The following is a 25,320-nucleotide window of genomic DNA, read 5'->3' as shown; positions in this document are numbered from 1 at the left end:
GTCAACCATGACCGCAAACTCATCGGCGATGTTTTACTACATCGCCTGCTTCTTTAATTTTTCAATTTCATCGCGCAATTTGGCAGCCACTTCAAATTCCAGATCTTTTGCGGCTTGGAACATTTGTTTTTCCATAAGCTCGATGGTTTTCCAAATATCTTTTGGATTGATCTCAACTTTGTACTTGCCACTGCGTTCTGCAATCGCCAGCGCTTTGTTGCGCGCGCTGCGGCCGCCGGCGCCGGGAACAACCGAACTCTCCATGATGTCAGTAATGTTTTTGTTGATGCCTTTGGGAACAATACCGTGCTGGGTGTTGTGATCAATTTGTTTCTGGCGGCGACGGTCGGTTTCATCAATAGCGCGCTGCATGGAGCCGGTAACCCTATCGGCATACAAAATAGCTTTGCCGTTAACATTGCGCGCCGCGCGGCCGATGGTTTGGATGAGTGAACGGTCTGAACGTAAAAAGCCCTCTTTGTCCGCATCCAAAATGGCGACGAGCGACACCTCCGGCATATCCAAACCTTCACGCAGCAAGTTAATGCCGACCAACACATCGAACTGCCCCAAACGTAAATCGCGGATAATTTCAACGCGTTCAACTGTATCGATATCCGAGTGCAAATAACGCACACGCACACCGTGTTCGCCCAGATATTCGGTTAAATCTTCTGCCATGCGTTTGGTGAGCACCGTAATCAACACGCGATCGCCCTGCTCTACGCGCAAACGAATTTCCGAGAGCACATCATCTACTTGTGTTGTTGCCGGGCGAATTTCAATTTCAGGATCGATCAAACCCGTTGGGCGTACAACCTGCTCAACCACTTGCCCCTGATTTTCTGCTTCGTATTTTCCGGGCGTGGCCGAGACCATAATCATTTGCGGGGCGATGCGTTCCCATTCATCAAAACGCATCGGGCGGTTATCCAACGCGGAAGGCAAGCGGAAGCCATATTCAACCAGCGTTTCTTTGCGCGAGCGGTCGCCTTTGTACATCGCACCGATTTGTGGAATGGTTACGTGACTTTCATCGATGACCAATAAAGCTTCAGGTGGGAGGTAATCAAATAATGTCGGTGGCGGCTCGCCAGGGTTGCGGCCCGACAAATAGCGCGAATAGTTTTCAATGCCGTTGCAATAACCCAGCTCTTGCATCATTTCCAAATCAAAACGCGTGCGCTGTTCCAAACGCTGCGCTTCAACCAGTTTGTTGTTTTCGCGCAAATATTCCAAACGCTCGCGCAATTCTTCTTTGATGTTTTCAATCGCATCCAGAATTTGCTCGCGCGGCGTTACGTAGTGGGATTTTGGATAAATGGTAAATCGAGGAACCTTATAAAGCACTTCGCCGGTAAGCGGATCAAAAATTGAAATTTGTTCAACTTCATCATCAAACAATTCAATGCGCACCGCTTCAATATCAGAATCGGCCGGATACACATCAATCACCTCTCCACGCACGCGGTAAGTCGCACGCGCAAAATCCATATCGTTGCGCGTGTATTGCAACTCGGCAAGGCGGCGCAAAATTTGGCGCTGGTCAATTTTTTCGCCGCGCACAATATGCAGCAACATTTTCATGTAGGCATCGGGATCGCCCAAACCGTAAATCGCCGATACCGAGGCAATAATAATCGCGTCTTTACGCTCCAATAAGGCTTTGGTGGCGGATAAGCGCATTTGCTCGATGTGCTCGTTTACCGCGGAATCTTTTTCAATAAATGTATCCGATGAAGGCACATAGGCTTCCGGCTGGTAGTAGTCATAGTAGGAAACAAAATATTCCACGGCGTTGTTCGGAAAAAACTCTTTGAATTCCCCGTAGAGCTGAGCAGCAAGCGTTTTGTTATGCGCCATGATCAGTGTGGGGCGCTGCACTTGTGCGATCACATTGGCGATAGTGAATGTTTTGCCCGAACCGGTAACCCCCAACAAAGTCTGATGCGCAAGGCCAGCTTCTATACCCTGCACAAGCCCCGCAATAGCAGCAGGTTGGTCGCCCGCAGGCGCAAATTCACTGTTAACAACAAATTGTTTGGACATAAAGACTCAATACTGTGCTGAAAAACGTGATTGTAGCGAAATACTGGTTAGACTAGAAAACCAAGTAGAGGTTTGCAGCCTAATCCCCAACACTGACAATGCCTGTCAGTAGCCAAAGGAGATCCCTATGAACGAGTTTCGCATCGAACACGACAGTATGGGCGAGGTTCAAGTACCCAAAAACGCCCTCTATGGTGCCCAAACCCAGCGCGCACTCAACAACTTCGCTATTAGCAGCCTTACCCTGCCCCCGCGCTTTATCCAAGCGGTTGTGCAAATTAAAAAAGCCGCTGCGATCACGAATCAACAATTGGGCTTACTCGACAGTGATCTGGCGTGGGCGATCGTCAGTGCATGTGACTCTATTTTGGCTGGCCACTACACCAATCAGTTCCCCGTCGATGTATTCCAAACGGGCTCAGGCACCAGCACCAATATGAATGTGAATGAGGTGATCGCCCATATCGCCAGCGACCTTGCGGGGCAACCAGTACATGCCAATGATCTGGTCAACATGAGCCAGAGCTCCAACGACACTATACCCAGCGCCATCCATGTCAGCGCTGCCCTGGCACTCAAACAACAACTCTTTCCCGCGCTGGAGGAACTTCACACCAGTATGCTCGGCAAAGCCGAGGCCTTGGCTGATGTTGTAAAAACCGGCCGCACTCATTTAATGGATGCCATGCCGCTCACCTTTGGACAAGAAATTAACGGCTGGGCCAGCCAGATCGAAAGCAACTATGTGCGTTTGCAAATGTTGTTGCCGCAACTATTACGTTTGGCGCAAGGCGGTACAGCAGTGGGAACAGGGATCAATGCACATCCGGAGTTTGCAGAAACCTTTGCAAACCATTTAGGTGAGGCAACCGGATTGGCATTTACTACCGCCGATAATTTTTTTGCGCACATGAGTTCGCAAGACACAGCGGTCGCTATCTCTGGTCAACTAAAAACACTCGCCACCAGCTTAATGAAAATCGCCAACGATTTGCGTTGGATGAATTCAGGCCCACTCGCAGGCTTAGCAGAAATCAGCTTACAGCCATTACAACCTGGATCATCGATTATGCCGGGAAAAGTGAATCCGGTAATTCCAGAGGCAGTGTGCATGGCCTGCGCGCAAGTGATGGGGAACGATGTCAGCATTGGCATTGCAGGGCAATCCGGCAACTTCCAATTGAATGTGATGTTGCCATTAATCGCCTATAACCTCTTACAGTCGATTGAATTGCTGAGCAACGCCAGCAACGAACTTGCCGATAAAACAATCGCCACATTTAGTGTCAACACGCCGAATGTGCAAAGAAGCCTCGCGCAAAATCCGATTTTAGTCACTGCGCTCAATCCCATCATTGGTTACGAAAAAGCAGCGGTCATCGCCAAAAAAGCCTACAAAGAAGGCCGGGCAATTATTGATATCGCACAAGAAGAAACTGATTTAACCCGTGAGGAATTGGAAGCGCTATTGAATCCGGAAAAATTAACGCGCGGCGGATTATAATTTTTAATAACTGGACTATTGAGGAATAATCCATAATGGATTTTGCGTTAGATGTATTGGTATTTCTATTCTTTGCAGCCGCAGTGGCCGGCTTTATGGACACGCTTGCAGGCGGCGGCGGTTTGATTACCATTCCTGCACTGGTTGTTTCTGGCGTTCCGCCTTTGGCAGCGCTGGGCACCAATAAATTCCAAAGCAGTTTTGGTTCTGGCACATCGAGTTTTTTATTATTTAAACGTAAAAAAATTCACTGGGCGGAAATGCGCCCCATGATGATCACTGCATTTATCGGTTCAGCGGTTGGCACACTGGTGGTACAGTTTATCGACGCAGCTGTATTGGGATTTGTAATTCCACTCGTGCTGATCATTATCGCCGTGTATTTTATTGCCGCACCCTATTTAAAACTGGATTCAGGGCAGCCCAGAATATCTAACGCGCTTTATCAAAAAACGGTCATTCCTGCCATTGGGGTTTACGATGGTATGTTTGGTCCTGGCACTGGCTCTTTTCTGGCACTAGCGGGCGTTAGTTTACGTGGACTGGAATTAATCAAGGCAACCGCCATGGCGAAACCACTTAATTTCGCCACCAACATTGCATCGCTGATTGTTTTTATTTTAGCGGACCAGGTTATGTGGATGGCCGGTTTTGCCATGATTGTTGGGCAAATACTTGGAGCCTGGATGGGATCGCACTATCTCTTTAGAGTGAATCCGAAAGTATTACGCCTACTCATAGTGACAATATGTTTTATTATGCTCGGCAATTATTTTTATAAAACCCTGCCGTAAAGCCCGGCATGAAAACCAAGCACACTTTTAATTAAAAAAACCGGAATAAAAAATAACGAAAATTAAATACGAGCACTCAAATCCGTATTTTATTGTTCACATCACGATTTTCAGAAATAGGCCTTTGGTCGATCACATCCCTACCCGCTTTACTCATCCGGTCATACAGCACCACATGAACCGTCGCCGCCAAATTCATGCAACCAATGGTGGGGATGTACACCACGTGATCGCACGCGTCCAGAATTTCTTTTTTTAATGAACCATCTTCCGGGCCAAAAATATAGTACGCCTGCTCCGGGTGAACAAAATCCATCAGGGGTGTTGCACCTTCAATCAACTCAATTGCGACCCGTTTTATACCATTGGCAGGTTCATTATCAGTAGATACACGATGGATAGGTGCTTCCGGTAAATTATCAACATGCGTTAAAGGAATTTTACTTTGCGCATTTTTGGTATCCGTCGCAAATTTCCGGGCACGTTCAAAACGGGTACCAGAATAAAAAACGGCATCTACTTCAAAACAACCTGCCGCGCGCATGACCATGCCGACATTAGTTGGGCTTTTAGGATTAACCAAGCCAATATACGCAGAGGTTTTTTGCATTAAAAATTCCAGCCAGTATTACGAAAGACGCTGTTTGAAATCGCTGTAACCAAATTCGCGGATAATATCCAGCTCATTTGTGCGAGAATCCCAAACAGCAATTGAAGGCAAATTAATGCCATTAAACGTAGTGGTTTTTACCATGGTGTAGTGCGCCATATCATCAAACATCAAACGCTGGCCAATTTGCAAAGGCTGCGTAAATGAATAGTCGCCAATCACATCACCGGCCAAACAAGTCATACCGCCTAAACGATATGTGTGGGCAAATTCATTTGGTAAACCTGCACCTAAAATATCTGCACGATACGGCATCTCCAGTACATCGGGCATATGACAGGTTGCCGAGGTATCCAATATCGCTTGCGCCATGCTGTTCCAGGTGATGTCCAATACTGCTGTCACCAACACACCACTGCGGATCGCAACCGCTTCACCTGGTTCCAGGTACACTTGCAGATCGTAATTCGCCTGAAAATTTTTGAGCATATCGATTAAATCATCAACCTGATAATCTTCACGCGATATATGGTGACCACCGCCAAAATTTATCCAGCTAATGTGCCTGAAATATTTGCCAAATTTTCTAACGACTGCACTCAATGTGCGATCAAGCGGTGGCAGATCTTGCTGACACAGCGTATGAAAATGAAAGCCGGATATCCCCTGCAAGAAAGACGAATCAACTTCTATAGCGGCATCCAGCGCTGCAATAGGAACGCCCATACGCGAACAAGGCGCACAGGGATCGTACAATGGCGTTGTACCTTCCGAGTGCTCAGGATTAATACGCAAACCAAATTGCAGCTCCGGCCGACGCTGCTGTGCTGCTAACGCCATCGTTTTAAATTGCACCCATTGCGATACAGAATTAAATACCACATGGTCAGCCACTTCCAAAATTTGCTTGAGGTCACTCTCTTTGTACGCTGCAGAATAACAATGCACCTCACCACCGAATTCTTCACGGCCCAACAGCGCCTCATGCAAACCGCTGGCGCAGGTTCCGGAAAGATACTCACGAAATAAAGGCGCAAGACTCCAACAAGAAAATGCCTTGAGCGCAGCCAACACTTTTGCTCCACTTTCACGCTGAACACGGTGCAAAATTTTTAAATTATCTTCCACTGCCGCTTTGTCGATCACAAAACAAGGTGACGGCACACGTGCAGGATTAAAGTGGGTAAAGTATTCGCGTTTATTCATGGATCACGCCAGTTGGAATTCGCTATAGACAGCTGAGGTTCGGTATAGGCCTGTTGGGGTTCGTCCCTCACCCCAACCTACGCATATGTTTATTGACGGTAACGATTATTTATTGATTGCGCTGGGATCCACTTCAACAACCTGCCAAGGCAAACCGTATTTATTCAAGTCTTCCATAAAAGGATCAGGATCGTATTGCTCCATGTTCCATACGCCAGGCTTTTTCCATTTACCTTCCAGAATCATTTTTGCCCCGATCATGGCCGGCACACCGGTGGTGTAAGAAATCGCTTGGGATTTTACTTCGCGGTAGCATTCCTGATGATCACATACGTTATAAACAAACATAGCGACGGGTTTGCCATCTTTGAGGCCTTGTGCGAAACATCCAATGCAGGTTTTACCTTTGGTTAAAGGGCCAAGGCTCGCAGGATCAGGTAACAATGCTTTCAAAAATTGCAGCGGTACTATTTCGCGACCTTCAAACATAATGGGTTCAATGCCGGTCATGCCCACATTGCCCAACACTTCCAAATGCTTTAAATAATTGTCAGAGAACGTCATCCAAAAACGCGCACGTTTAATTTCCGGAAAATGTTTTACCAGAGATTCAAGCTCTTCGTGGTACATCATGTAGATTTTTTTGGGGCCAATTTCTGCCGGGAAATCAAACACCTGATTAACCGACAACGGCGGTGTTTCTACCCACTGACCACTTTCCCAATAGCGGCCGTTCGCTGTTACTTCACGGATATTAATTTCAGGATTGAAATTGGTTGCAAACGGCAAACCATGATCACCCGCATTACAATCGATAATATCCAGATAATGAATTTCATCGAAATAATGTTTTTTCAAATAGGCGGTATACACATTAGTTACACCGGGATCAAAACCGGAACCCAACAGAGCCGTTAACCCTGCATTTTTAAATTTATCCTGATATGCCCACTGCCATGAGTATTCAAATTTCGCGGTATCCAGCGGTTCATAGTTAGCCGTATCCAGATAGTCCACTCCGGTTTCCAAACAGGCATCCATAATGGTGAGATCCTGATACGGCAAGGCAACGTTAATGACCAGATCGGGTTTTTCAGCATTAATCAATGCAACCAGCTCAGGCACATTATCGGCATCTACCCGTGCCGTTTTAATGGGGCGATTTAATTGCGCGGCAATTGCTTTGCATTTTGATTCAGTGCGGCTTGCCAGAACAATCTCTGAAAAAACCTCAGGTAGCTGTGCGCATTTATGCACTACAACACCACTTACACCACCTGCACCAATGATCAGCACTTTTGCCATGTTTAGTCTCCCACTAAGGTAAAAATTTATTTCTCAAAATAGGTATAGCCACGTAGGCCTTCTGAATAGGCCGCAAGCATGTCCTGGCGATCAGCAACACTGATAACACCATCGCGCACTGCCTGCTCTGCAGTTTTACGAAATTGCTCATAAAGCGAATTTGGTTTGTATTCAACGTAGCTCAACACATCCGCAATACTGTCACCATGCAACTCGTGGACAAAATCAATGCTGTTGTCTGCATTGATACGCACACTGGCAACATTGGTATCGCCAAATAAATTATGTAAATCGCCCAGTGTTTCCTGATATGCACCCACCAGAAAAACACCGAGATAATATTCTTCTCCCGCCTTGATTGGATGTAAGGGCAATGTAGTTGATTCACCTTCTGCCGTCGCAAACCGCTGCAACTTTCCATCGCAATCACAAGTTAGATCAGCAATGATGGCTTGGCGGGTAGGCTCTTCATCCAAGCGATGAATAGGCATCACTGGAAAAATTTGACCTATTGCCCATGAATCAGGCAAAGATTGAAATACACTGAAATTGCCGTAATAAATATCGGCCAATAACTTCGGCAAGCTTTCCAACTCAGCGGGGATGCGTTTCATATTGGGCAATTGCGCTGCAATTTTTTGTAATGCTGCAAGATAAATATTTTCACCCAACACCCGATGCCGCAAACTGACATCGCCGGAGTGAAAAAGATCGCGAATTTTGTCGCGATAGTACATCACGTCGTTATACGACTCTTGCAAATTGTCCAAACGAATAATGGAAAGTGTATGCCAGAGATTTTCTATCATTTCATGGCAGCCAGCCGGCAAAGTCTCAGGCATTGCCGTTGGCTCAAAATGAGTGACATCAAGGATGTTAAATAACAACACCGATGTGTGGGCAACCGTCGCCCGGCCTGACTCGGTAACAATAGTTGGATGTGGAATTTGGTGTTCATCCAAACTTTCCTGGATAGCTTCAACCACATCAATACAATATTCTTTTACTGAATAATTTCGACTGTGCCCGTTGGTGCTGCAGGTACCATCATAATCAATCGCAAGGCCGCCGCCCAAGTCAAGATAACCCAGGGGCGCACCCTCACCCACCAACTCAATGTAATAACGGCAGGCTTCCAACACACCCGCACGTATGCTGCGAATATTGGGAATCTGCGATCCTAAATGAAAATGCAGCAACTGAAAGCAATTTAATAAATTGGCCTCACGCAACGTATCAATAACCGTTACCAGCTCATTGGTATTTAACCCGAATAAACTGCGGTCGCCACTGTCCTCACTCCAATGCCCCTCTACTTTGGTTGATAATTTCAACCGCACACCAATCAATGGTTCAACATCCATCGCACGGCTGCGCTCGATAACCGATTGCAACTCACTGAGAGTTTCCAATACAAAAAAGACTTTGAAACCTAATTTGCGTGCTTGCAACCCCAAAGAAATAAATTCTGCATCTTTGTAGCCGTTACAAATAATTAAACTATTTCGGTTGGTTAACGTAGCCAATGCAATCATCAGTTCCGCTTTACTACCCGCTTCCAAGCCATGGTTGAAACGTTCACCGAAACGTGCGATCTCGGCAATAACATGACTCTGTTGGTTTACTTTGATGGGGAATGCACCGCGATATTGGCCACGGTAGCCGCTCGCTTCTATCGCTTGGGAGAAAGAATCGTTGAGGATGCCAATACGGGAATCGAGAATGTTTTCAAGGCGCAACAATACCGGCATTTGCAGTCCACGCTGCTGCAGCCCATCGACAATCTCCATTAAAGAGACACTGGCATCACCTTCTGCACCGGGTGCACGTACGAGAACCTCCCCCTTGTCAGAAACGCCAAAGTAACCATTACTCCATTCATCAACCCCATAAAGCTCGGCTGATTTACGTGCGGACCATTGGCCTGCTGATTCGGAAGTATTCAATATATTCACTCTTACTGTGTGCGAACCCCCCCTGAGTAGAAGGTCCGGTGAATAGAAAGCGGGATCAATACGCGCCTAAAACCGCAAAAATGGCGCGCAATTGTCCACATTTTTGATGAAAAATAAAGGCTTACTGCAGGATGGGCTATTTTTTGTACGAAAAATTTTACTCTACTATCAGCACACTGCCACACTGATAGCGCTGATGCAGGTTATTTTTGCTCCAAATAACGTATTAACGTACCCATGTTGCGGATATAAGTACCGGTAGAAATTCCCATAACCGGCTTTTTAACAGGAAAAGGCGATGTATCCCATTCATCCCCCACCATGGTATTGGCGTAACGATTGCTATTATTTTTATTCCCCTTTGGCGTGCCGCGATAAGGATTGGTGGTGTAATACAAAGGCGCTGGCCAATAACCATGGGAATTAAGGCTATCGAGCAGTGTTTTAACCTCTCTTTGCAGACTTACTGTAGATGCGCCTGCTTTTTCAACCTGCATACGTAAGTTCAAATCTGAAAAACTGACTTTGTCGAGTGTGAAATATTTTGGCAATTCAATCTGCGACAACTCACGCAAGGGTGAATGACGATTTACTTCATTGACAGGAATGGCCAATACGCTGCGATACGCCTCGCGTAGCTCACTAAGAGGTATAGTGGCCGCTGATTTGTAATGCGCCAGCATGTTGCCTTGCGTGTGATCCAAATAATATTCGCCCGTTGTGACATTAGTACCACGTCTGTGCGTATAAATCGCTTTTCCAGTTTCAAGCTCAATGAATGCCGGATGTGTGCGGCCTTCCAGTAGTGCGGTATCTTTAGTGGTTAAGGAATCAAGCCAGTCTAATGCCTCTGGAATACGTGCGAGAAATTTTGTTTCACCAGTCAATCGATAAAACTTAATCAGTTGCTTGATATTTTCTGCAGTTGTCGGTGTATGCAAACTGCGCGGCTCATATGAGCGTGCGGAGGCTGGCTGTAGCTCTGTTGTATATTGCAGTGCCCAACCAGGATGTGGTTGCCCCTGTTGTGTAACGATAAATGCATTCATCGCACGAATGATAGGCTCCCGCACACGAGTCTCACCTAATGTTTGGTAGCACATTAATAAAAAATCAATATTCTCTGCGGCGACATCATCGTTAAAGGTAATAAACGATGAATAATCCTGACCCTCAATTCGAGAAGATTTTTTAATTAACGGAAAACGCTGCGGCCAACCGCCGATGGGATATTGGCTGTTTAATACAAAATCAATTGCCTTATAGAACGGCTCTCGATAAATTGCATCACGCTTCTCCAGATACAATCGCAATAAAAACTTTGCTGCTTCTGCAGTACCTGAATCATCAAACGTTGCATTACCGTAGTAATGTTGAAACTCTTCCAATCGCCAGGCATTTTTACCAATTGTTGCGTACCACTCTTTTAACGATGCTTCTCCTGCGTAATCCGCCACATAATTCCATCCACCACTCGGGTGTTGTGCAAATATAATTGCCGTCGCAATTTTTTGTGCAGCTTGATAATAAAATTCATCGCGTGTAGCGTGATAGGCATCTAACATAAGATGCCCCACACTTGCTGTGCCGGGCGGTTGCATCCAAATCATTGTGCGCCGCGCTTCAAGTTCTCCCCACTGCCGTGAAAAATCGGGCAAATAAGACCACACAAAACCGCCGCGATAACTGGCTTTTTCCAGCATAAACTGACTAGCCGTTTTCATCGCGTAAAGCACTTGCTCACGCTCTACCGATTCAGCGTGAATATGGTGACTTGATAAAATGATAGCAATCGATGTAATTATCCAGCGGATTTTGAACATAGCCAGTCTCTTCTTTCTTTCGATAAAAACATAATGTTTTATCATGTGCGATTAGAAATTTTTATAACGAAGGACGACCAAACAGCACTTGCCGAAATTATATTTATAAATGGATCATAGACTGAATGAGACAGCATTGGCACAGGTTTAACTTTTTTTAGCGAATGCATTAACCAATAAACAACTGCGGAAAAAGCCCTTTAATGCCTCCCGCAATAAACTCTACTGCAATTGCCGCTAACAACAGACCCATTACTCGCGTAGACATCACAATACTGCGCTTACTTAAGTGCTGACGAAACCAGGGTAAAAATTTAAAGCATAACCACAGCGAACCGCTGACAAGCAAAATACAACCGGTGATCGCTACATAATGCAGAATAGAATTGGATTGGTGCGCGTAAACAATGACTGCACTCATAGCACCCGGCCCGGCAAGTAACGGCATCGTCAAGGGAACCAATGCAATGGTTTCATCTTGCGCCGCTTCAATGTCCTCGGGCGAATGCCCTCTGGACTGTAACATCGTCAAGCCCATTAACAGCAGAATAATGCCACCTGCGCAGCGAAATGCATCAATGCTGATTCCAAATGCCCAAAGGATCCATTCACCAAGTAATAACGCAACCATCAACGCTGCAAAAACAGAAATAATCGTAAGGCGAGCTGTTTTACCCTGTTGTTCATCGCTTTGATGGACTGTTAGCGCGATAAATACCGGAATAGCGCCGAGTGGATCGACAATCGCCAAAAGACTGATAAGAAATTTGCTGTATTCAGTAATTTCCAGCATGAGCATCACCTACCATAAACCTATCCAAAGTTTAGGTGTTAATTTGCAGACTTGCGTAGCAAGTTATGCTCATTTGCAGACTTATTCATGCTCATCGGTAAACAAAGTGTATTGCGCAGATGCCTCTGTAACACTCTTGTGGGCGATACGTTTGGATTTTTTATTACGCAAGCGTGAACCGTGCTTTTCCAATACCAACCGTGATTGTTCACGCCCTCCTTCACTGGCTCGGATTGCCGCAATTTCCGCTTTCATTTGCCTCACATTATGTTCGGAATTCACCACAGCAGGTGTATACCCGGGAAGGGGCATATCCGTGTGCAGTGCAATTTGCCTCGCCGAAAATCGCCGCAGCTCCGGCACCCAGCGATACACAAATTGGCATTCAGGATCTTGATCCATCAATTGTTTTAGCGGGTTATACACACGCAAACTATTAATGCCCACAATCGCAGCTTGCATTTGCACTTGGGAAAAATGAATTCCAGGCTCATAGTCTACAAATAATTTTGCCAGCGGGTACTGCAAGTCACGCCAATGAATATGCAAACCAAAACAAGCAAAATTAACCAGCATAGCCCGCATCCGGAAATTGAGAAAACCGGTTGCTTGCAGGCAGCGCATACAGGCATCAATCAACGGAAAACCGGTTGCACCGTTCACCCAGGCTTGCAAGCGCGATTTATCATCCGTGTAATTTATGCTGTCGTAAGCAGGGTTTAATGCACGAAACTCCATTTGACTGGCAGATTCGAGACGCTGCACGAAATGATCCCGCCAAAACAAACGGGAACTAAAACTCTCCAGACTTTTTTGCCATCGCTGCAACAATTGATCATCAGGAGTGATTTCAAGTTGTTCCTCAAGTTCATGCAAACGCTGTTGCAAGCGCGAAAAAATTCGCCGCAAACTGACAGTTCCCCATGCAATATGTGGAGAAAATCGTGAGCCATAAAAAAACGCTTTGTTGGGCGAAGAAATTCCACCGCGATACCCCAGCCCCCGTTCGTGCAGAAAGCTATCCAACGCACGTTGTGCACGCCGTTCATTGACTTGCTGAACACTGCTCCACTGAACCTGTGAATCTATTAAGTCGGGCGCTAGTTGCGAAAGTAACGGGATATAAAAATGCGGAGAAAAATGTTGCATGTCAGGTTGCGGGATATGCGAAGGAGCGGCTAGAGGTTGTGATTCCAACAATCGTTGTGCAATAAAATGTTGGCGTTTGTCGCGCGAGCTTAAACGACGAACCACACTGGACTGGGGTAATTCCCGCCAGATCACGTTGCTTTCAATACACCAGCTAGCGACTTTTTTGTCGCGCTGAAAGGTGATATCAGCACCGGTTTCTTCATGAGAAAAAATATGTGTAAACGCAAATTGCTTTCGCAACCACTCCAGCCCCTCGGGAAGATCCTGGTGAATAACCAACAATTCCGCCCCGCGTAAGCGCAGGTTGTGCTGCAACTCTACTAAAGCACAGAGTTGTGCGTGCAAATGAAATGCCGATGCGTCATATGCGCGATAAACACGCGGCTCCAAAAAATACACTGGGATAACGAAAGCGCACTGGGTAAGTGCTGCACCCAAAGCAGAGTTATCATCCAATCTAAAATCGCGCTTAATCCACCAGAGAGCAATCATAAAGAGCAACCAATACTAGATCAGGCCTTTACGTATAAAACGCAACTTTCGATTACGTAAAAATAAAAAAGGCGATCCGAAGATCGCCTTTTTACAGAAACTTGATCAGGCATTACCGATCAATAATTTCTTACCAGCCAGTGATTTCTTTCAGTGCTTTACCGATGTCAGCCAAGCTCTTAACAGTTTTCACGCCAGCATCTTCCAGTGCAGCAAATTTCTCGTCAGCAGTACCCTTACCGCCAGAAATAATCGCACCAGCGTGACCCATACGCTTACCAGCAGGTGCAGTTACACCAGCAATGTAAGATACAACAGGCTTGGTCACGTTAGCTTTGATGAAAGCGGCAGCTTCTTCTTCCGCAGAACCACCGATCTCACCAATCATAACGATGGCTTCAGTTTGTGGGTCAGCTTGGAACAGCTTCAGGATGTCAATGAAGTTAGAACCTGGAATTGGGTCACCACCAATACCAACACAAGTAGATTGACCAAAACCGTAGTCAGTGGTTTGTTTCACTGCTTCGTAAGTCAAAGTGCCTGAACGCGAAACAATACCTACTTTACCTGGCTTGTGGATGTGGCCTGGCATGATACCGATCTTGCACTCGCCCGGAGTGATAACACCTGGGCAGTTAGGGCCAATCAAACGCACGCCCAACTCGTCACACTTCACTTTAGCGTCAAGCATATCAAGGGTAGGAATGCCTTCTGTAATACAAACGATCAACTTGATGCCGCCATTAGCTGCTTCAAGGATAGAGTCTTTACAGAAAGGAGCCGGAACGTAGATTACTGATGCTTCTGCACCAGTAGCTTCAACAGCTTCTTTAACAGTATTAAAAACTGGCAAACCAAGATGAGTTTGACCGCCTTTACCAGGAGTCACACCACCAACCATTTTGGTGCCGTAAGCAATCGCTTGTTCGGAGTGGAAAGTACCTTGCGAACCAGTGAAGCCCTGACAGATTACTTTGGTGTTTTTGTTAATTAAAACGCTCATTCTTTTTCCCCTTATTGGTTCGCCGCCGCTGCAACCACTTTCTTGGCTGCGCCAGTCAAGTCGGTATCGGCAATGATATTCAGGCCGCTTTCGCCCAGCACTTTAGCGCCCAGCTCAGCATTGTTACCTTGCAAACGAACAACAACAGGTACTTTTACACCAACTTCCTTCACAGCACCGATTACGCCTTCTGCAATCATGTCGCAGCGAACGATACCACCGAAAATGTTGATGAATACTGCTTTTACTGCAGTGTCAGACAGGATGATTTTGAATGCTTCAACAACGCGCTCTTTAGTCGCGCCACCACCTACGTCGAGGAAGTTAGCGGGTTGGCCACCGTGCAGCTTAACGATGTCCATAGTGCCCATTGCCAAACCAGCGCCATTAACCATACAACCGATATCGCCACCCAGAGCAACGTAGTTCAGCTCCCATGAAGCAGCATGAGCTTCACGTGGATCTTCTTGTGATGGATCTTGCAATGCTTTCAACTCTGGGTGACGGTACAGGGCGTTACCATCTACAACCAGTTTGGCATCCAGGCAGTGCAGATTGCCTTCTGGAGTAATTACCAGTGGGTTAACTTCAACCAGTGCCAGATCTTTCTCTTTAAACAGTTTTGCCAGGTTTACAAAGATGTTTACGAATTGATTGATTTGCTTGCCTTCCAGACCCAGTTTGAAGGCCAACTCACGACCTTGGTAAGGTTGTGCTCCAACCAACGGGTCAATAGTCGCTTTCAGAATTTTTTCTGGCGTTTCGTGGGCAACTTTTTCAATCTCAACGCCACCTTCAGTAGATGCCATAAACACGATACGACGTGAGGAACGATCTACCACTGCACCCAGATAAAGCTCTTTAGCAATATCAGTGCAGGTTTCAACCAAAATACGGCTTACCGGTTGGCCTTTTTCATCAGTCTGGTAGGTCACCAAATTCTTGCCCAACCACTTTTCAGCAAAGGCTTTGATTTCTTCTTTGGTTTTTACCAATTTCACACCGCCCGCTTTACCGCGGCCACCGGCGTGAACTTGCGCCTTCACAACAAACTCTGAAGCGCCTAATTGATCAGCAGCAGCAACAGCTTCTTCAACAGTTGCGGCAGCAATGCCTTTAGATACAGGCAAACCATATTGGGCAAACAGTTGCTTACCCTGATACTCGTGCAAATTCATGGTGTAGTTCCATTTGACGATGGTTGGTCAAGCGACTTAGAACACTTACCAACTTGGGTTATCGATGGAGGTAAACCTTATGAGTTTACCTCCGCCTAAAAAACGAGGACTCTATGGTTCTCTTAACGCTTCTTCTTGTTGGCAATGTGGATGGCATGGCCATGCACCGCCAGGGCTGCTTCGTGGATTGCTTCAGACAGGGTTGGGTGACCAAACACCATCATACCCAGATCTTCTGCACTCGAACCGAATTCCATTGCAATTGCCACCTGCTGAACCAGATCTGCCGCGCTTGGGCCAACAATATGAGCCCCCAGGATGCGATCAGTTTCTGCATGAGCAATAATTTTTACTAGACCGTGGCTTTCGTTAGCTGCCATTGCACGACCGCTGGCCGCAAATGGGAAAGTACCAACATTATAAGGCTCACCAGACGCTTTCACTTGCTCTTCTGTTTTACCGACAGAGGCAACTTCAGGGTGGGTGTATATCACGTTTGGAATAATGTCGTAGTTGATTTGTGATTTTTGACCCGCGATACGCTCGGCAACCATCACACCTTCTTCGGAACCTTTGTGTGCGAGCATTGGACCGCGCACTACGTCACCAATTGCCCATACGCCCGGTGCATTGGTTTCACATTGCTCATTAACAAAGATGAAACCGCGCTCGTCCAAATTAACACCAGAATCAGCAGCCAATAAACCTTCGGTATAAGGGCGACGACCCACGCACACGATCAGTTTATCGAAAGTTTCCTGCTGCTCTTTACCATCGTTATCCTGATATGTAACAACGACTTCTTTGCCATTTACTTTTGAACCAGTCACACGCGAGCTGGTGCGGATATCCAAACCTTGTTTAGTGAGGATTTTTTGTGTTTCTTTGGCAATTTGCTGATCCATCAGACCCAGAAATGAATCCATGGCTTCGAGTACAACCACTTTGGAGCCGAGACGATTCCATACAGAGCCCAATTCCAAACCAATCACACCACCGCCAATTACACCCAAACGTGCAGGTACTGATTGGAATTCCAAGGCACCAGTTGAGTTAACAATTACATCATTATCAACAGGAGCAACCGGGATATTAATCGGGTAAGAACCAGAAGCAAGAATCACGTGATTCGCTTCAAGAATAGTCACTTTACCTTCGTGATCAGTCACTTCAACTTTTTTACCCGCCAACAATTTACCGGTACCAAATACACTGGTTACACCGTTAGCTTTAAATAAACCAGCAATACCACCTGTCAGATTTTTGATGATTTGGTTTTTACGCGCAATCATCGAGGGAACATTGATTTCAACGCCTGATGTGGTAATACCGTGAACAGCAAAATCATCTTTTGCTTCATGATATTTGTAAGAGCTATCGAGCAGAGCCTTGGAAGGAATGCAGCCCACGTTTAAGCAAGTTCCACCATTAACACCCTTGCCTTCTTCATTGCGCCACTTTTCAATACACGCGGTCTTCAGACCAAGCTGCGCAGCACGAATTGCAGCAACATATCCTGCTGGGCCGGAACCTATAACGACCACATCAAATTTTTCAGACATAACAATGTTCCTAAATTATTAACCGTCGATTACAACCTTGTGAGCAGTAACCCTTTACATGAAAAAACGCCCCTGGGTTGCCAGGAGCGTTTCAATACAACAATTAGATTTCAAGCAAAATGCGAGCAGGATCTTCAAGCAGGTCTTTGATGGTTACCAAAAATTGAACCGCCTCTTTACCATCCAGCAGACGGTGATCATAAGATAATGCCAAATACATCATTGGCAGAATTTCTACTTTTCCATTCACCGCCATTGGGCGCTCTTGAATTTTGTGCATACCTAAAATGGCTGACTGCGGTAAATTCAAGATCGGTGTAGACAAAAGTGAGCCGAACACACCACCGTTAGTGATAGTGAAGGTACCGCCAGACATTTCTTCAATACCGAGCTTGCCATCACGGGCACGCAAACCAAAATCGCGAATTGTGTTTTCGATTGTTGCCAAGCTCATGTTTTCTGCGTTGCGCAATACCGGAACCACCAGCCCCTTATCAGTAGATACAGCAACACCGATATCCTGATAACCGTGGTATACGATATCGTTGTTGTCGATAGAAGCATTAACTGCCGGGAAACGACGCAACGCTTCAGCTGCCGCTTTTACGAAAAAGCTCATAAAACCCAAACGTGAACCATTATGGGCTTTCTCAAATTGGTCTTTGTATTTTGCGCGCAGTGCCATCACTGGAGCCATATTCACTTCGTTAAAAGTAGTGAGCATTGCAGTAGTGTTGGAGGCTTCAAGTAGACGCTCGGCAATACGTTTACGCAAGCGAGTCATGGGTACACGTTTTTCAACACGATCTCCCACAGCTTCGATGACAGCAACTGGGGCAGCAGATGCCGCCGGGGCACTGGCTGGAGCAGCTTTCAGATGATTGGCAACATCTTCTTTCAATACACGACCATCTTTACCTGAACCGGCAACAGCAGCAGTGTTTACATTGTTTTCTTCAGCCAGTTTACGTGCAGCAGGATTCACAGGTTTATCTGCCGTAACCGCTGGTGCACTGGCTGCAGGCGCGGAAGCAGCTGCAGGCGCGGAAGCAGCTGCAGGCGCGGAAGCAGTAGGAGCATTGCCAGAAGCACCTTCAACGAATCGCGCAATAACTTCGTTACTCAGAATAGTTTCACCTTCACCTTTCAGAATTTCAGCAATACTGCCATCTGCTGGCGCAACCACTTCTAATACAACTTTATCGGTTTCGATATCAACAATCAGTTCATCGCGCTTGACAGCTTCGCCTGGTTTTTTGTGCCAAGTTGCTACCGTGCCATCTGCAACGGATTCAGGGAATGTAGGGGCTTTGATTTCGATACTCATGCTATTCCATCTCTCTGTAGCGCTAGGATTATTTGATCAACTCAATCAATGAAAAGCTCTCAAATTGTGAGAGCTTTGTTTACAAAACGTTTTTCTTCTTCGATATGCGCAGACATATAACCACCTGCTGGTGCAGCAGATGCATCACGCCCTACATAATCTAGATACATAGTCTTGCCGTAGACATCCGCAACAACATGACGCATGTGATGCTGGCTACTGTACCAAGCTCCTTGGTTCATCGGCTCTTCCTGACACCAGAAAATATCCTTGATATTTTCGAATGGTGCGAGTGCGGCTTTCAATTCTGCCTCAGGGAAGGGATACAATTGCTCCAGACGAATCAACGCAATATGATCCAGATTGCGAACAGTACGCTCTTTCAGCAAGGTGTAGTAAACCTTGCCACTGCATAAAATAACGCGCTGTACTTTTGCTGGATCAACACTCACATCGGTGATCACATTATGGAAGCTACCATTCGCCAACTCTTCCAAAGTTGATGTTGCCAATTCATGACGCAATAAAGATTTCGGACTCATCACAATCAACGGACGACGCATCGGACGAATCGCTTGACGACGCAACATATGAAAAACTTGTGCCGGAGTTGAAGGCACACAAACCTGAATATTGTGTTCAGCACACAACTGCATAAAACGCTCTAAACGTGCCGATGAGTGTTCAGGTCCCTGCCCCTCATAACCGTGTGGCAACAACATGGTCAAACCGCAGAGACGGCCCCATTTATGCTCGCCGGAAGTGATGAACTGATCAATAACCACTTGTGCACCGTTGGCAAAATCGCCAAATTGCGCCTCCCAGATTACCAAACCTTTTGGAGCGGTAGTGGCGTAGCCGTATTCAAATGCAAGAACCGCTTCTTCTGACAAGTAGGAATCATAAAGATCAAACTCTACGGCAGTATTAACCTTCTTTAAAGGTGTAGCAGAACTACCATCTTTTTGGCTGTGCACAACAGCATGACGATGTGAGAAAGTACCGCGACCAACATCTTGGCCGGTCATACGAACAGAATATCCTTGCTCAAGCAAAGTAGCGTAAGCCAAGGTTTCAGCCATCCCCCAATTAAGTGGTAATGCACCAGCAGCCATTTTGCGACGATCTTCGTACACTTTTTCAACTTGTTTCTGTACCACTATGCCTTCAGGAATAGCCAACATTTTACTGGCAACAGTTTGCAAGGTTTTTAAATCGATGCCTGTTTCAGCAGGTGTCAGCCAATCATGGCCAATGTAAGGTGTCCAATCAACGAACAAACTGCGATCCGGCTCGCTTACCAAACCACTGGCAACATGCTCACCACGATCCAGTGCTGCACGATAATTCGTGGTTAACTCATCTGCTGCTGCTTGGGTTAACAGATTTTCTGCAACCAGTTTTTCTGCATAAAGTGTGCGAGTAGTTTTGAGTGCACGAATGATTTGGTACATCAAAGGCTGGGTTGCTGAAGGCTCATCAGTTTCATTGTGCCCACGACGACGGTAACAAACCAAATCAATAACTACGTCCTTCTTGAACTCATAACGGTAATCAACCGCCAGCTGAGCAACAAATAACACTGCTTCAGGGTCGTCGCCATTCACGTGGAAAATTGGACATTCGATCATCTTTGCAACATCAGTGCAGTATTCTGTAGAGCGCGCATCTTCACGCTTGTTGGTAGTAAAACCAACCTGATTGTTGATCACGATATGCAAAGTACCACCGGTGCCGTAAGCGCGAGTCTGGGACATCTGGAATGTTTCCATGACTACACCTTGACCTGCAAAAGCAGCGTCACCGTGAACAACTATAGGAACTACTTTTGCACCGGTTTTGTCATTACGACGATCTTGACGCGCACGCACAGACCCCTCAACTACCGGAGAAACAATTTCCAAATGAGATGGGTTAAAAGCCATCGCCATGTGCAACTCACCGCCGGGGGTCATCACGTTGGACGAAAAACCTGAGTGATATTTAACATCGCCAGAAGTATTCAGTGAACGTTTGCCGTCGAATTCGGCAAATAATTCCGCGGGGTTTTTGCCGAACACATTAATCAATGTATTCAAGCGTCCACGGTGCGCCATACCCAATACGATTTCCTTTGCACCATAGGTACCGGCGCGCTTCACTAACGCATCAACTAAGGGGATGAAACTTTCACCACCTTCCAGACCAAAGCGTTTGGTGCCTGGATATTTACTATCAAGATGACGCTCAAGACCTTCAGCAGCCGTTAAACGCTCCAACAGAGCCAAACGTTGTTCTTTGGTGAACTCGGGGTTTGATCGAACACTTTCAAGGCGTTGCTGCAACCACTGTTTTTCAGCCAACGGAGTAATATGCATGATTTCAGCACCGATATGACCGCAGTAGGTCTTTTCCAGTGCTTCAATAATTTCACGCAGAGTTGCCTGCTCTTTACCTACAAACAAAGTGCCGGTATTAAATACCGTATCCAGATCAGCATTAGTTAAACCGTGAAATTGCAAATCCAAGTCAGCAACCGGCTCACGTACCATCAATCCTAGTGGATCGAGCTGTGCTTTTTGGTGTCCCCGGAAACGGTAAGAACTGATTAATTGCAGAACTTTGATTTGTTTTTGTTCGTGTTCTGCACTTACAGAGCCACCAGTAACCGTCACTGTACGAACACGGGACTTACCCAATTGCTCAAATTGGGCACGAATAACTGAATGGGGAGTGTCCTGAGTCAGTACGCCGTTTACACGTGGTAACTGATCGAAGTAGTTACGCCATTCTTCAGGAACGGCATTAGGATTGTGTAAATACGTGTCGTAGAGCTCTTCGACATAAGCAGCGTTCCCACCAGAAATATGAGACGTACTCCAAAATTGCTCCATAATGCTGTCTTGCATTCCACCCACCTTAATTTTTGGGGATTATCCCCTGCTATCAACTAGCGGTTAGCTACCAAACGCTTTCAACTTGTGATTAAAAGCGCCGCTTTTAAGTCGCTATCACCCAAGGTAACAACGGACAGTTTTGATTAAACAAGCGCAAATCGCTCATCAAATCATCAAATTTTTGTCTGCTTCAGATACACAAAAGCGCCACCTTAGGTAGCGCTCTGCAACAACATATTACGTATATGACCGATGGCTCGCGTCGGGTTCAACCCTTTGGGGCAAACCGCCACACAGTTTTGGATACCATGACAACGGAACACACTGAAGGGATCATCCAGATTGGCCAATCGTTTCTGAGTCGCCAGATCGCGGCTATCAGCCAGGAAACGATAAGCCTGCAACAAACCAGCAGGACCGATAAATTTATCGGGATTCCACCAGAAGGAAGGGCAACTGGTTGAGCAGCAGGCACAGAGTATACACTCATAAAGACCATCAAGCTTCTCGCGATCCTCAGGAGATTGCAAACGCTCAATTGCCGGCGCGGGAGTATCGTTCTGCAAGTATGGTTCAATCTTTTTGTATTGATCGTAAAACTGGGTCATATCAACTACCAGATCGCGGATCACCGGCAAACCAGGCAGTGGACGCAAAATCAGCGTGTTATTTTTCACACACTCGGAAATTGGCTTGATGCAAGCCAATCCATTTTTACCATTGATATTCATACCATCAGAGCCACACACACCCTCACGACATGAACGACGGTAAGCCAATGACTCATCCTGTGCTTTTAGCAACTCAAGAACATCAAGCACCATCAGGTCTTTACCCTGAGTATCAATTTCATATTCCTTCATATAAGGCGCATTATCAGTTTCTGGGTTGTAGCGATAAACTTGTACTTTCAACATAATTTTTCTCCCGATTACCCTATGCGGTTATTAATAGGTGCGTTTTTTGGGTTGGAAAGCTTCCATAGTGCGCGGTTTAAAATTCACCGCACGCTTGCCAACGCGCTTTTCGCCGGGGAAATACATGGAGTGACACAACCAATTAGTATCGTCACGATCTTCAAAATCTTCTCGGGCGTGAGCGCCACGAGATTCTTTGCGCTCTTCTGCAGCAATCGCCGTTGCTTCAGCCACTTCAAGCAGGTTTTGCAATTCCAATGCTTCAATGCGGGCTGTGTTAAACGCATTGCTCTTGTCGGTGATTGCCACGTTTTCGATCCGCTTACGCAATTCAGCTAACTGCTGAATACCCTTCTGCATAAATTCGCCTTTGCGGAAAACACCGAAGTAGTTTTGCATGATGGTTTGCAGTTCTTTACGCAGCACAGCTGCACTTTCACCGCTAGTAGAGCTGTTGATTTTATTCAGACGCGCCATGGCTTTGTCGATATCACCCTGGGTTGCATCGCGATGCTCAATGCCCTCGCGCAAGGATTTTTCGATGTACAAACCAGCCGCGCGACCAAAAACAACCAGATCGAGCAATGAGTTACCGCCCAAACGGTTTGCTCCATGTACTGATACGCACGCCACTTCACCGCACGCAAAGAGCCCCTCAATCACAACGTCATTACCATTGGAATCGACTGTCAATGCCTGACCATTTACGTTGGTGGGAATACCACCCATCATGTAATGACAAGTTGGAACCACTGGGATTGGGGCGTAAACCGGATCAACGTGTGCAAAGGTGCGGGACAATTCACAGATGCCAGGCAGTTTGCTTTCAAGAACCTCTTCGCCGAGGTGATCCAGCTTCAACAACACATGATCTTTATTCGGACCAACACCACGACCAGCAATAATTTCCTGAATCATGGAGCGCGCAACCACATCACGGCCAGCAAGGTCTTTAGCATTCGGAGCATAACGCTCCATAAAACGATCGCCTTCAGAGTTGATCAGATAACCGCCTTCACCGCGACAACCTTCTGTTACTAATACCCCAGCGCCAGCGATACCAGTCGGGTGGAACTGCCACATTTCAATATCTTGTACAGGGAAGCCTGCACGCAGTGCCATACCAACACCATCACCAGTATTGATGTGCGCATTTGTGGTAGAGGCATAGATGCGACCTGCACCACCTGTTGCCAACACAGTTGCTTTCGCTTTCACATAAACGGTTTCGCCATCTTCAATGTTGATAGCAATAACACCAACCACTGCACCATCGGCATTTTTTACCAGATCAACGGCAAACCACTCATTCAGAAATACCGTTTTATTTTTCAGGTTACCTTGATACAGAGTGTGAAGCAGAGCATGTCCAGTACGGTCTGCGGCGGCACAAGTACGCGCTGCTTGACCACCTTCACCGAAATTCTTTGATTGACCACCAAATGGACGTTGATAAATACGGCCATTTTCGGTGCGGGAGAAAGGTAAGCCCATGTGCTCAAGCTCAAATACCGCCTCTGGACCAACTGAACACATATACTCAATTGCGTCTTGGTCACCAATGTAGTCTGATCCTTTTACGGTATCATACATATGCCAACGCCAATCATCATTTGGGTCAGCACTCGCAATCGCACAAGTAATTCCGCCCTGAGCAGATACGGTATGCGAACGCGTTGGAAATACTTTGGTAATTACCGCAGTTTTGTACCCGGATTGAGCAAGCTGCAATGCGGCACGCATTCCAGCACCACCACCACCAATAACAATACCGTCAAAAGAAATAGTACGCATATTAGACATTAGTTAATTCCCCAAATTACCTGAACACCCCAAACAAGATAGGTGACTGCTACTGCACCCAACACTATCTGGGCAAATATACGTAGAAAAGTCGCTTTGGAGCCTAATAGACGGGTAGTTAAATAGTCTGTAAGCACTGCCCACAAGCCAATCCATGCGTGGGAAATAAAAGAAAGCAGTGTTACAAGGGAAAATACACGCATCCACAATTGACCATACAGTGATTGCCACTGCTCGTAAGTCAATTCAGGGTTTAATAGAAGATAAGCCACTATAAAAATAGTGTAAGCCGCCATCACAGCTCCACCGACGCGCTGAATCAACCAATCATAAAGGCCGCTACGTCCGAAACTGGTTACTGAAGTTACCATACCCAAACCCCCGCCAAAACGATCAATACAATAGCCGCCACCAGCGCAAGCTTAGCACCCACTTGGCCACCCTTCAGTGATTCACCGACACCGAAATCCATAATCAAATGACGGATTCCCATGGCTGTGTGATAAGCCAGAGCCGCTAAAACCACCCATAAAATAGCCTGACAAATTGGATTAGCGCCGAGGTCGCGAATGCTATTAAAACCTTCTTGTGAATCCAAACTGGCATCAAGCATCCATAAAAGAAACGCAACGCCTGCGAAGAGAAAAATGCCAGAAATACGATGAAGAATCGAAACGTAAGCAGTGATGGGAAGTTTAATCGTGGATATATCGAGGTTGACAGGTCTTTTCTTGTTCACGGTCTATCTCACCTTGTTGCCCATCGCGGGCAGGTTTAAGAATAAGCGCTTCATTTTTTTATCACTAACAAGTGACTCCAAATGAAACACGCCCTGCAAGTCGCGCAGCATTATAGAGACTGACCTCTTGAAACACAAACAAAAACCCGCGCCCAAATCTTTATATATATGAGCATGAAAATGTTTTTGAATTTTTAACGGAACTTTTACGCAACATCCTGATTTTAATAAA

19 protein-coding genes are annotated in these 25,320 nt (G+C 46.2%); 2 read left to right on the top strand and 17 right to left on the bottom strand.

Going from position 1 to position 25,320, the window contains the following annotated elements:
* Positions 1–36: 36 nt before the first annotated feature.
* The gene (uvrB, locus tag B2739_RS10285; protein ID WP_331345771.1) at positions 37–2,049 is read right to left on the bottom strand and encodes an excinuclease ABC subunit UvrB; all 2,013 of its coding nucleotides are present in this window, start codon (positions 2,047–2,049) and stop codon (positions 37–39) included.
* Between the two features lie 127 nt (positions 2,050–2,176).
* On the opposite strand from uvrB, the gene B2739_RS10280 reads away from it, so the two are divergent.
* Together B2739_RS10280 and B2739_RS10275 are read left to right on the top strand one after the other, a co-directional pair.
* Positions 2,177–3,553, top strand: a complete 1,377-nt coding sequence (locus B2739_RS10280) for a class II fumarate hydratase (protein ID WP_331345770.1) — start codon at positions 2,177–2,179, stop codon at positions 3,551–3,553.
* Positions 3,554–3,588: 35 nt separating this feature from the next.
* Entirely contained in the window at positions 3,589–4,347 is a 759-nt protein-coding gene (locus B2739_RS10275) for a TSUP family transporter (protein ID WP_331345769.1), read from the top strand.
* Positions 4,348–4,423: 76 nt separating this feature from the next.
* Here B2739_RS10275 and B2739_RS10270 read toward each other — a convergent pair whose 3' ends face one another.
* The 16 genes from B2739_RS10270 to sdhC all read right to left on the bottom strand — a co-directional run bounded on the left by B2739_RS10270 (position 4,424) and on the right by sdhC (position 25,088).
* Positions 4,424–4,957 carry an RNA methyltransferase gene (locus tag B2739_RS10270; protein WP_331345768.1) on the bottom strand — a complete coding sequence of 178 codons (534 nt, stop codon included), beginning with the start codon at positions 4,955–4,957 and terminating at the stop codon, positions 4,424–4,426.
* 18 nt (positions 4,958–4,975) lie between these two features.
* On the bottom strand, positions 4,976–6,163 hold the full coding sequence (gene nspC / locus B2739_RS10265; protein ID WP_331345767.1) for a carboxynorspermidine decarboxylase: 1,188 nt from the start codon (positions 6,161–6,163) through the stop codon (positions 4,976–4,978).
* 105 nt (positions 6,164–6,268) lie between these two features.
* Positions 6,269–7,468: a saccharopine dehydrogenase family protein gene (locus B2739_RS10260; protein WP_331345766.1), complete on the bottom strand. Its 1,200-nt coding sequence runs from the start codon at positions 7,466–7,468 to the stop codon at positions 6,269–6,271.
* A 26-nt stretch (positions 7,469–7,494) separates the two neighbouring features.
* A complete protein-coding gene (gene speA / locus B2739_RS10255) occupies positions 7,495–9,414 on the bottom strand; it encodes a biosynthetic arginine decarboxylase (RefSeq protein WP_331345765.1) in 1,920 nt (639 codons plus the stop codon).
* A gap of 212 nt (positions 9,415–9,626) precedes the next feature.
* The gene (locus tag B2739_RS10250; RefSeq protein ID WP_331345764.1) at positions 9,627–11,246 is read right to left on the bottom strand and encodes a pectate lyase; all 1,620 of its coding nucleotides are present in this window, start codon (positions 11,244–11,246) and stop codon (positions 9,627–9,629) included.
* Between the two features lie 169 nt (positions 11,247–11,415).
* Positions 11,416–12,039, bottom strand: a complete 624-nt coding sequence (locus B2739_RS10245) for a MarC family protein (protein WP_331345763.1) — start codon at positions 12,037–12,039, stop codon at positions 11,416–11,418.
* Between the two features lie 81 nt (positions 12,040–12,120).
* Positions 12,121–13,683 (bottom strand): FAD-binding domain-containing protein, encoded by a 1,563-nt coding sequence (locus B2739_RS10240; RefSeq protein WP_331345762.1) that lies wholly within the window; start codon positions 13,681–13,683, stop codon positions 12,121–12,123.
* A gap of 130 nt (positions 13,684–13,813) precedes the next feature.
* Complete coding sequence (gene sucD / locus B2739_RS10235) at positions 13,814–14,686, bottom strand: succinate--CoA ligase subunit alpha (protein ID WP_331345761.1); 873 nt, start codon at positions 14,684–14,686, stop codon at positions 13,814–13,816.
* An 11-nt stretch (positions 14,687–14,697) separates the two neighbouring features.
* Positions 14,698–15,864, bottom strand: a complete 1,167-nt coding sequence (gene sucC / locus B2739_RS10230; protein ID WP_331345760.1) for an ADP-forming succinate--CoA ligase subunit beta — start codon at positions 15,862–15,864, stop codon at positions 14,698–14,700.
* Positions 15,865–15,986: 122 nt separating this feature from the next.
* On the bottom strand, positions 15,987–17,426 hold the full coding sequence (gene lpdA, locus B2739_RS10225) for a dihydrolipoyl dehydrogenase (protein ID WP_331345759.1): 1,440 nt from the start codon (positions 17,424–17,426) through the stop codon (positions 15,987–15,989).
* A 103-nt stretch (positions 17,427–17,529) separates the two neighbouring features.
* Complete coding sequence (gene odhB / locus B2739_RS10220) at positions 17,530–18,753, bottom strand: 2-oxoglutarate dehydrogenase complex dihydrolipoyllysine-residue succinyltransferase (protein WP_331345758.1); 1,224 nt, start codon at positions 18,751–18,753, stop codon at positions 17,530–17,532.
* Between the two features lie 59 nt (positions 18,754–18,812).
* On the bottom strand, positions 18,813–21,641 hold the full coding sequence (locus tag B2739_RS10215) for a 2-oxoglutarate dehydrogenase E1 component (RefSeq protein WP_331345757.1): 2,829 nt from the start codon (positions 21,639–21,641) through the stop codon (positions 18,813–18,815).
* Between the two features lie 200 nt (positions 21,642–21,841).
* Entirely contained in the window at positions 21,842–22,546 is a 705-nt protein-coding gene (locus B2739_RS10210) for a succinate dehydrogenase iron-sulfur subunit (RefSeq protein WP_331345756.1), read from the bottom strand.
* A 30-nt stretch (positions 22,547–22,576) separates the two neighbouring features.
* Positions 22,577–24,349 (bottom strand): succinate dehydrogenase flavoprotein subunit, encoded by a 1,773-nt coding sequence (gene sdhA, locus B2739_RS10205; protein ID WP_331345755.1) that lies wholly within the window; start codon positions 24,347–24,349, stop codon positions 22,577–22,579.
* Positions 24,349–24,720 (bottom strand): succinate dehydrogenase, hydrophobic membrane anchor protein, encoded by a 372-nt coding sequence (gene sdhD / locus B2739_RS10200; RefSeq protein ID WP_331345754.1) that lies wholly within the window; start codon positions 24,718–24,720, stop codon positions 24,349–24,351. Before sdhD ends, sdhA begins: the two co-directional genes overlap by 1 nt.
* Positions 24,714–25,088, bottom strand: a complete 375-nt coding sequence (gene sdhC / locus B2739_RS10195) for a succinate dehydrogenase, cytochrome b556 subunit (RefSeq protein ID WP_331345753.1) — start codon at positions 25,086–25,088, stop codon at positions 24,714–24,716. The genes sdhD and sdhC overlap by 7 nt, the downstream gene beginning before the upstream one ends.
* Positions 25,089–25,320: the final 232 nt, after the last annotated feature.

It is taken from the genome of Cellvibrio sp. UBA7661, from assembly GCA_002483365.1.
Taxonomy (GTDB): domain Bacteria; phylum Pseudomonadota; class Gammaproteobacteria; order Pseudomonadales; family Cellvibrionaceae; genus Cellvibrio.
Note: the sequence above shows the minus strand (reverse complement) of the source record. Positions and strands in the feature narration are given on the sequence as shown.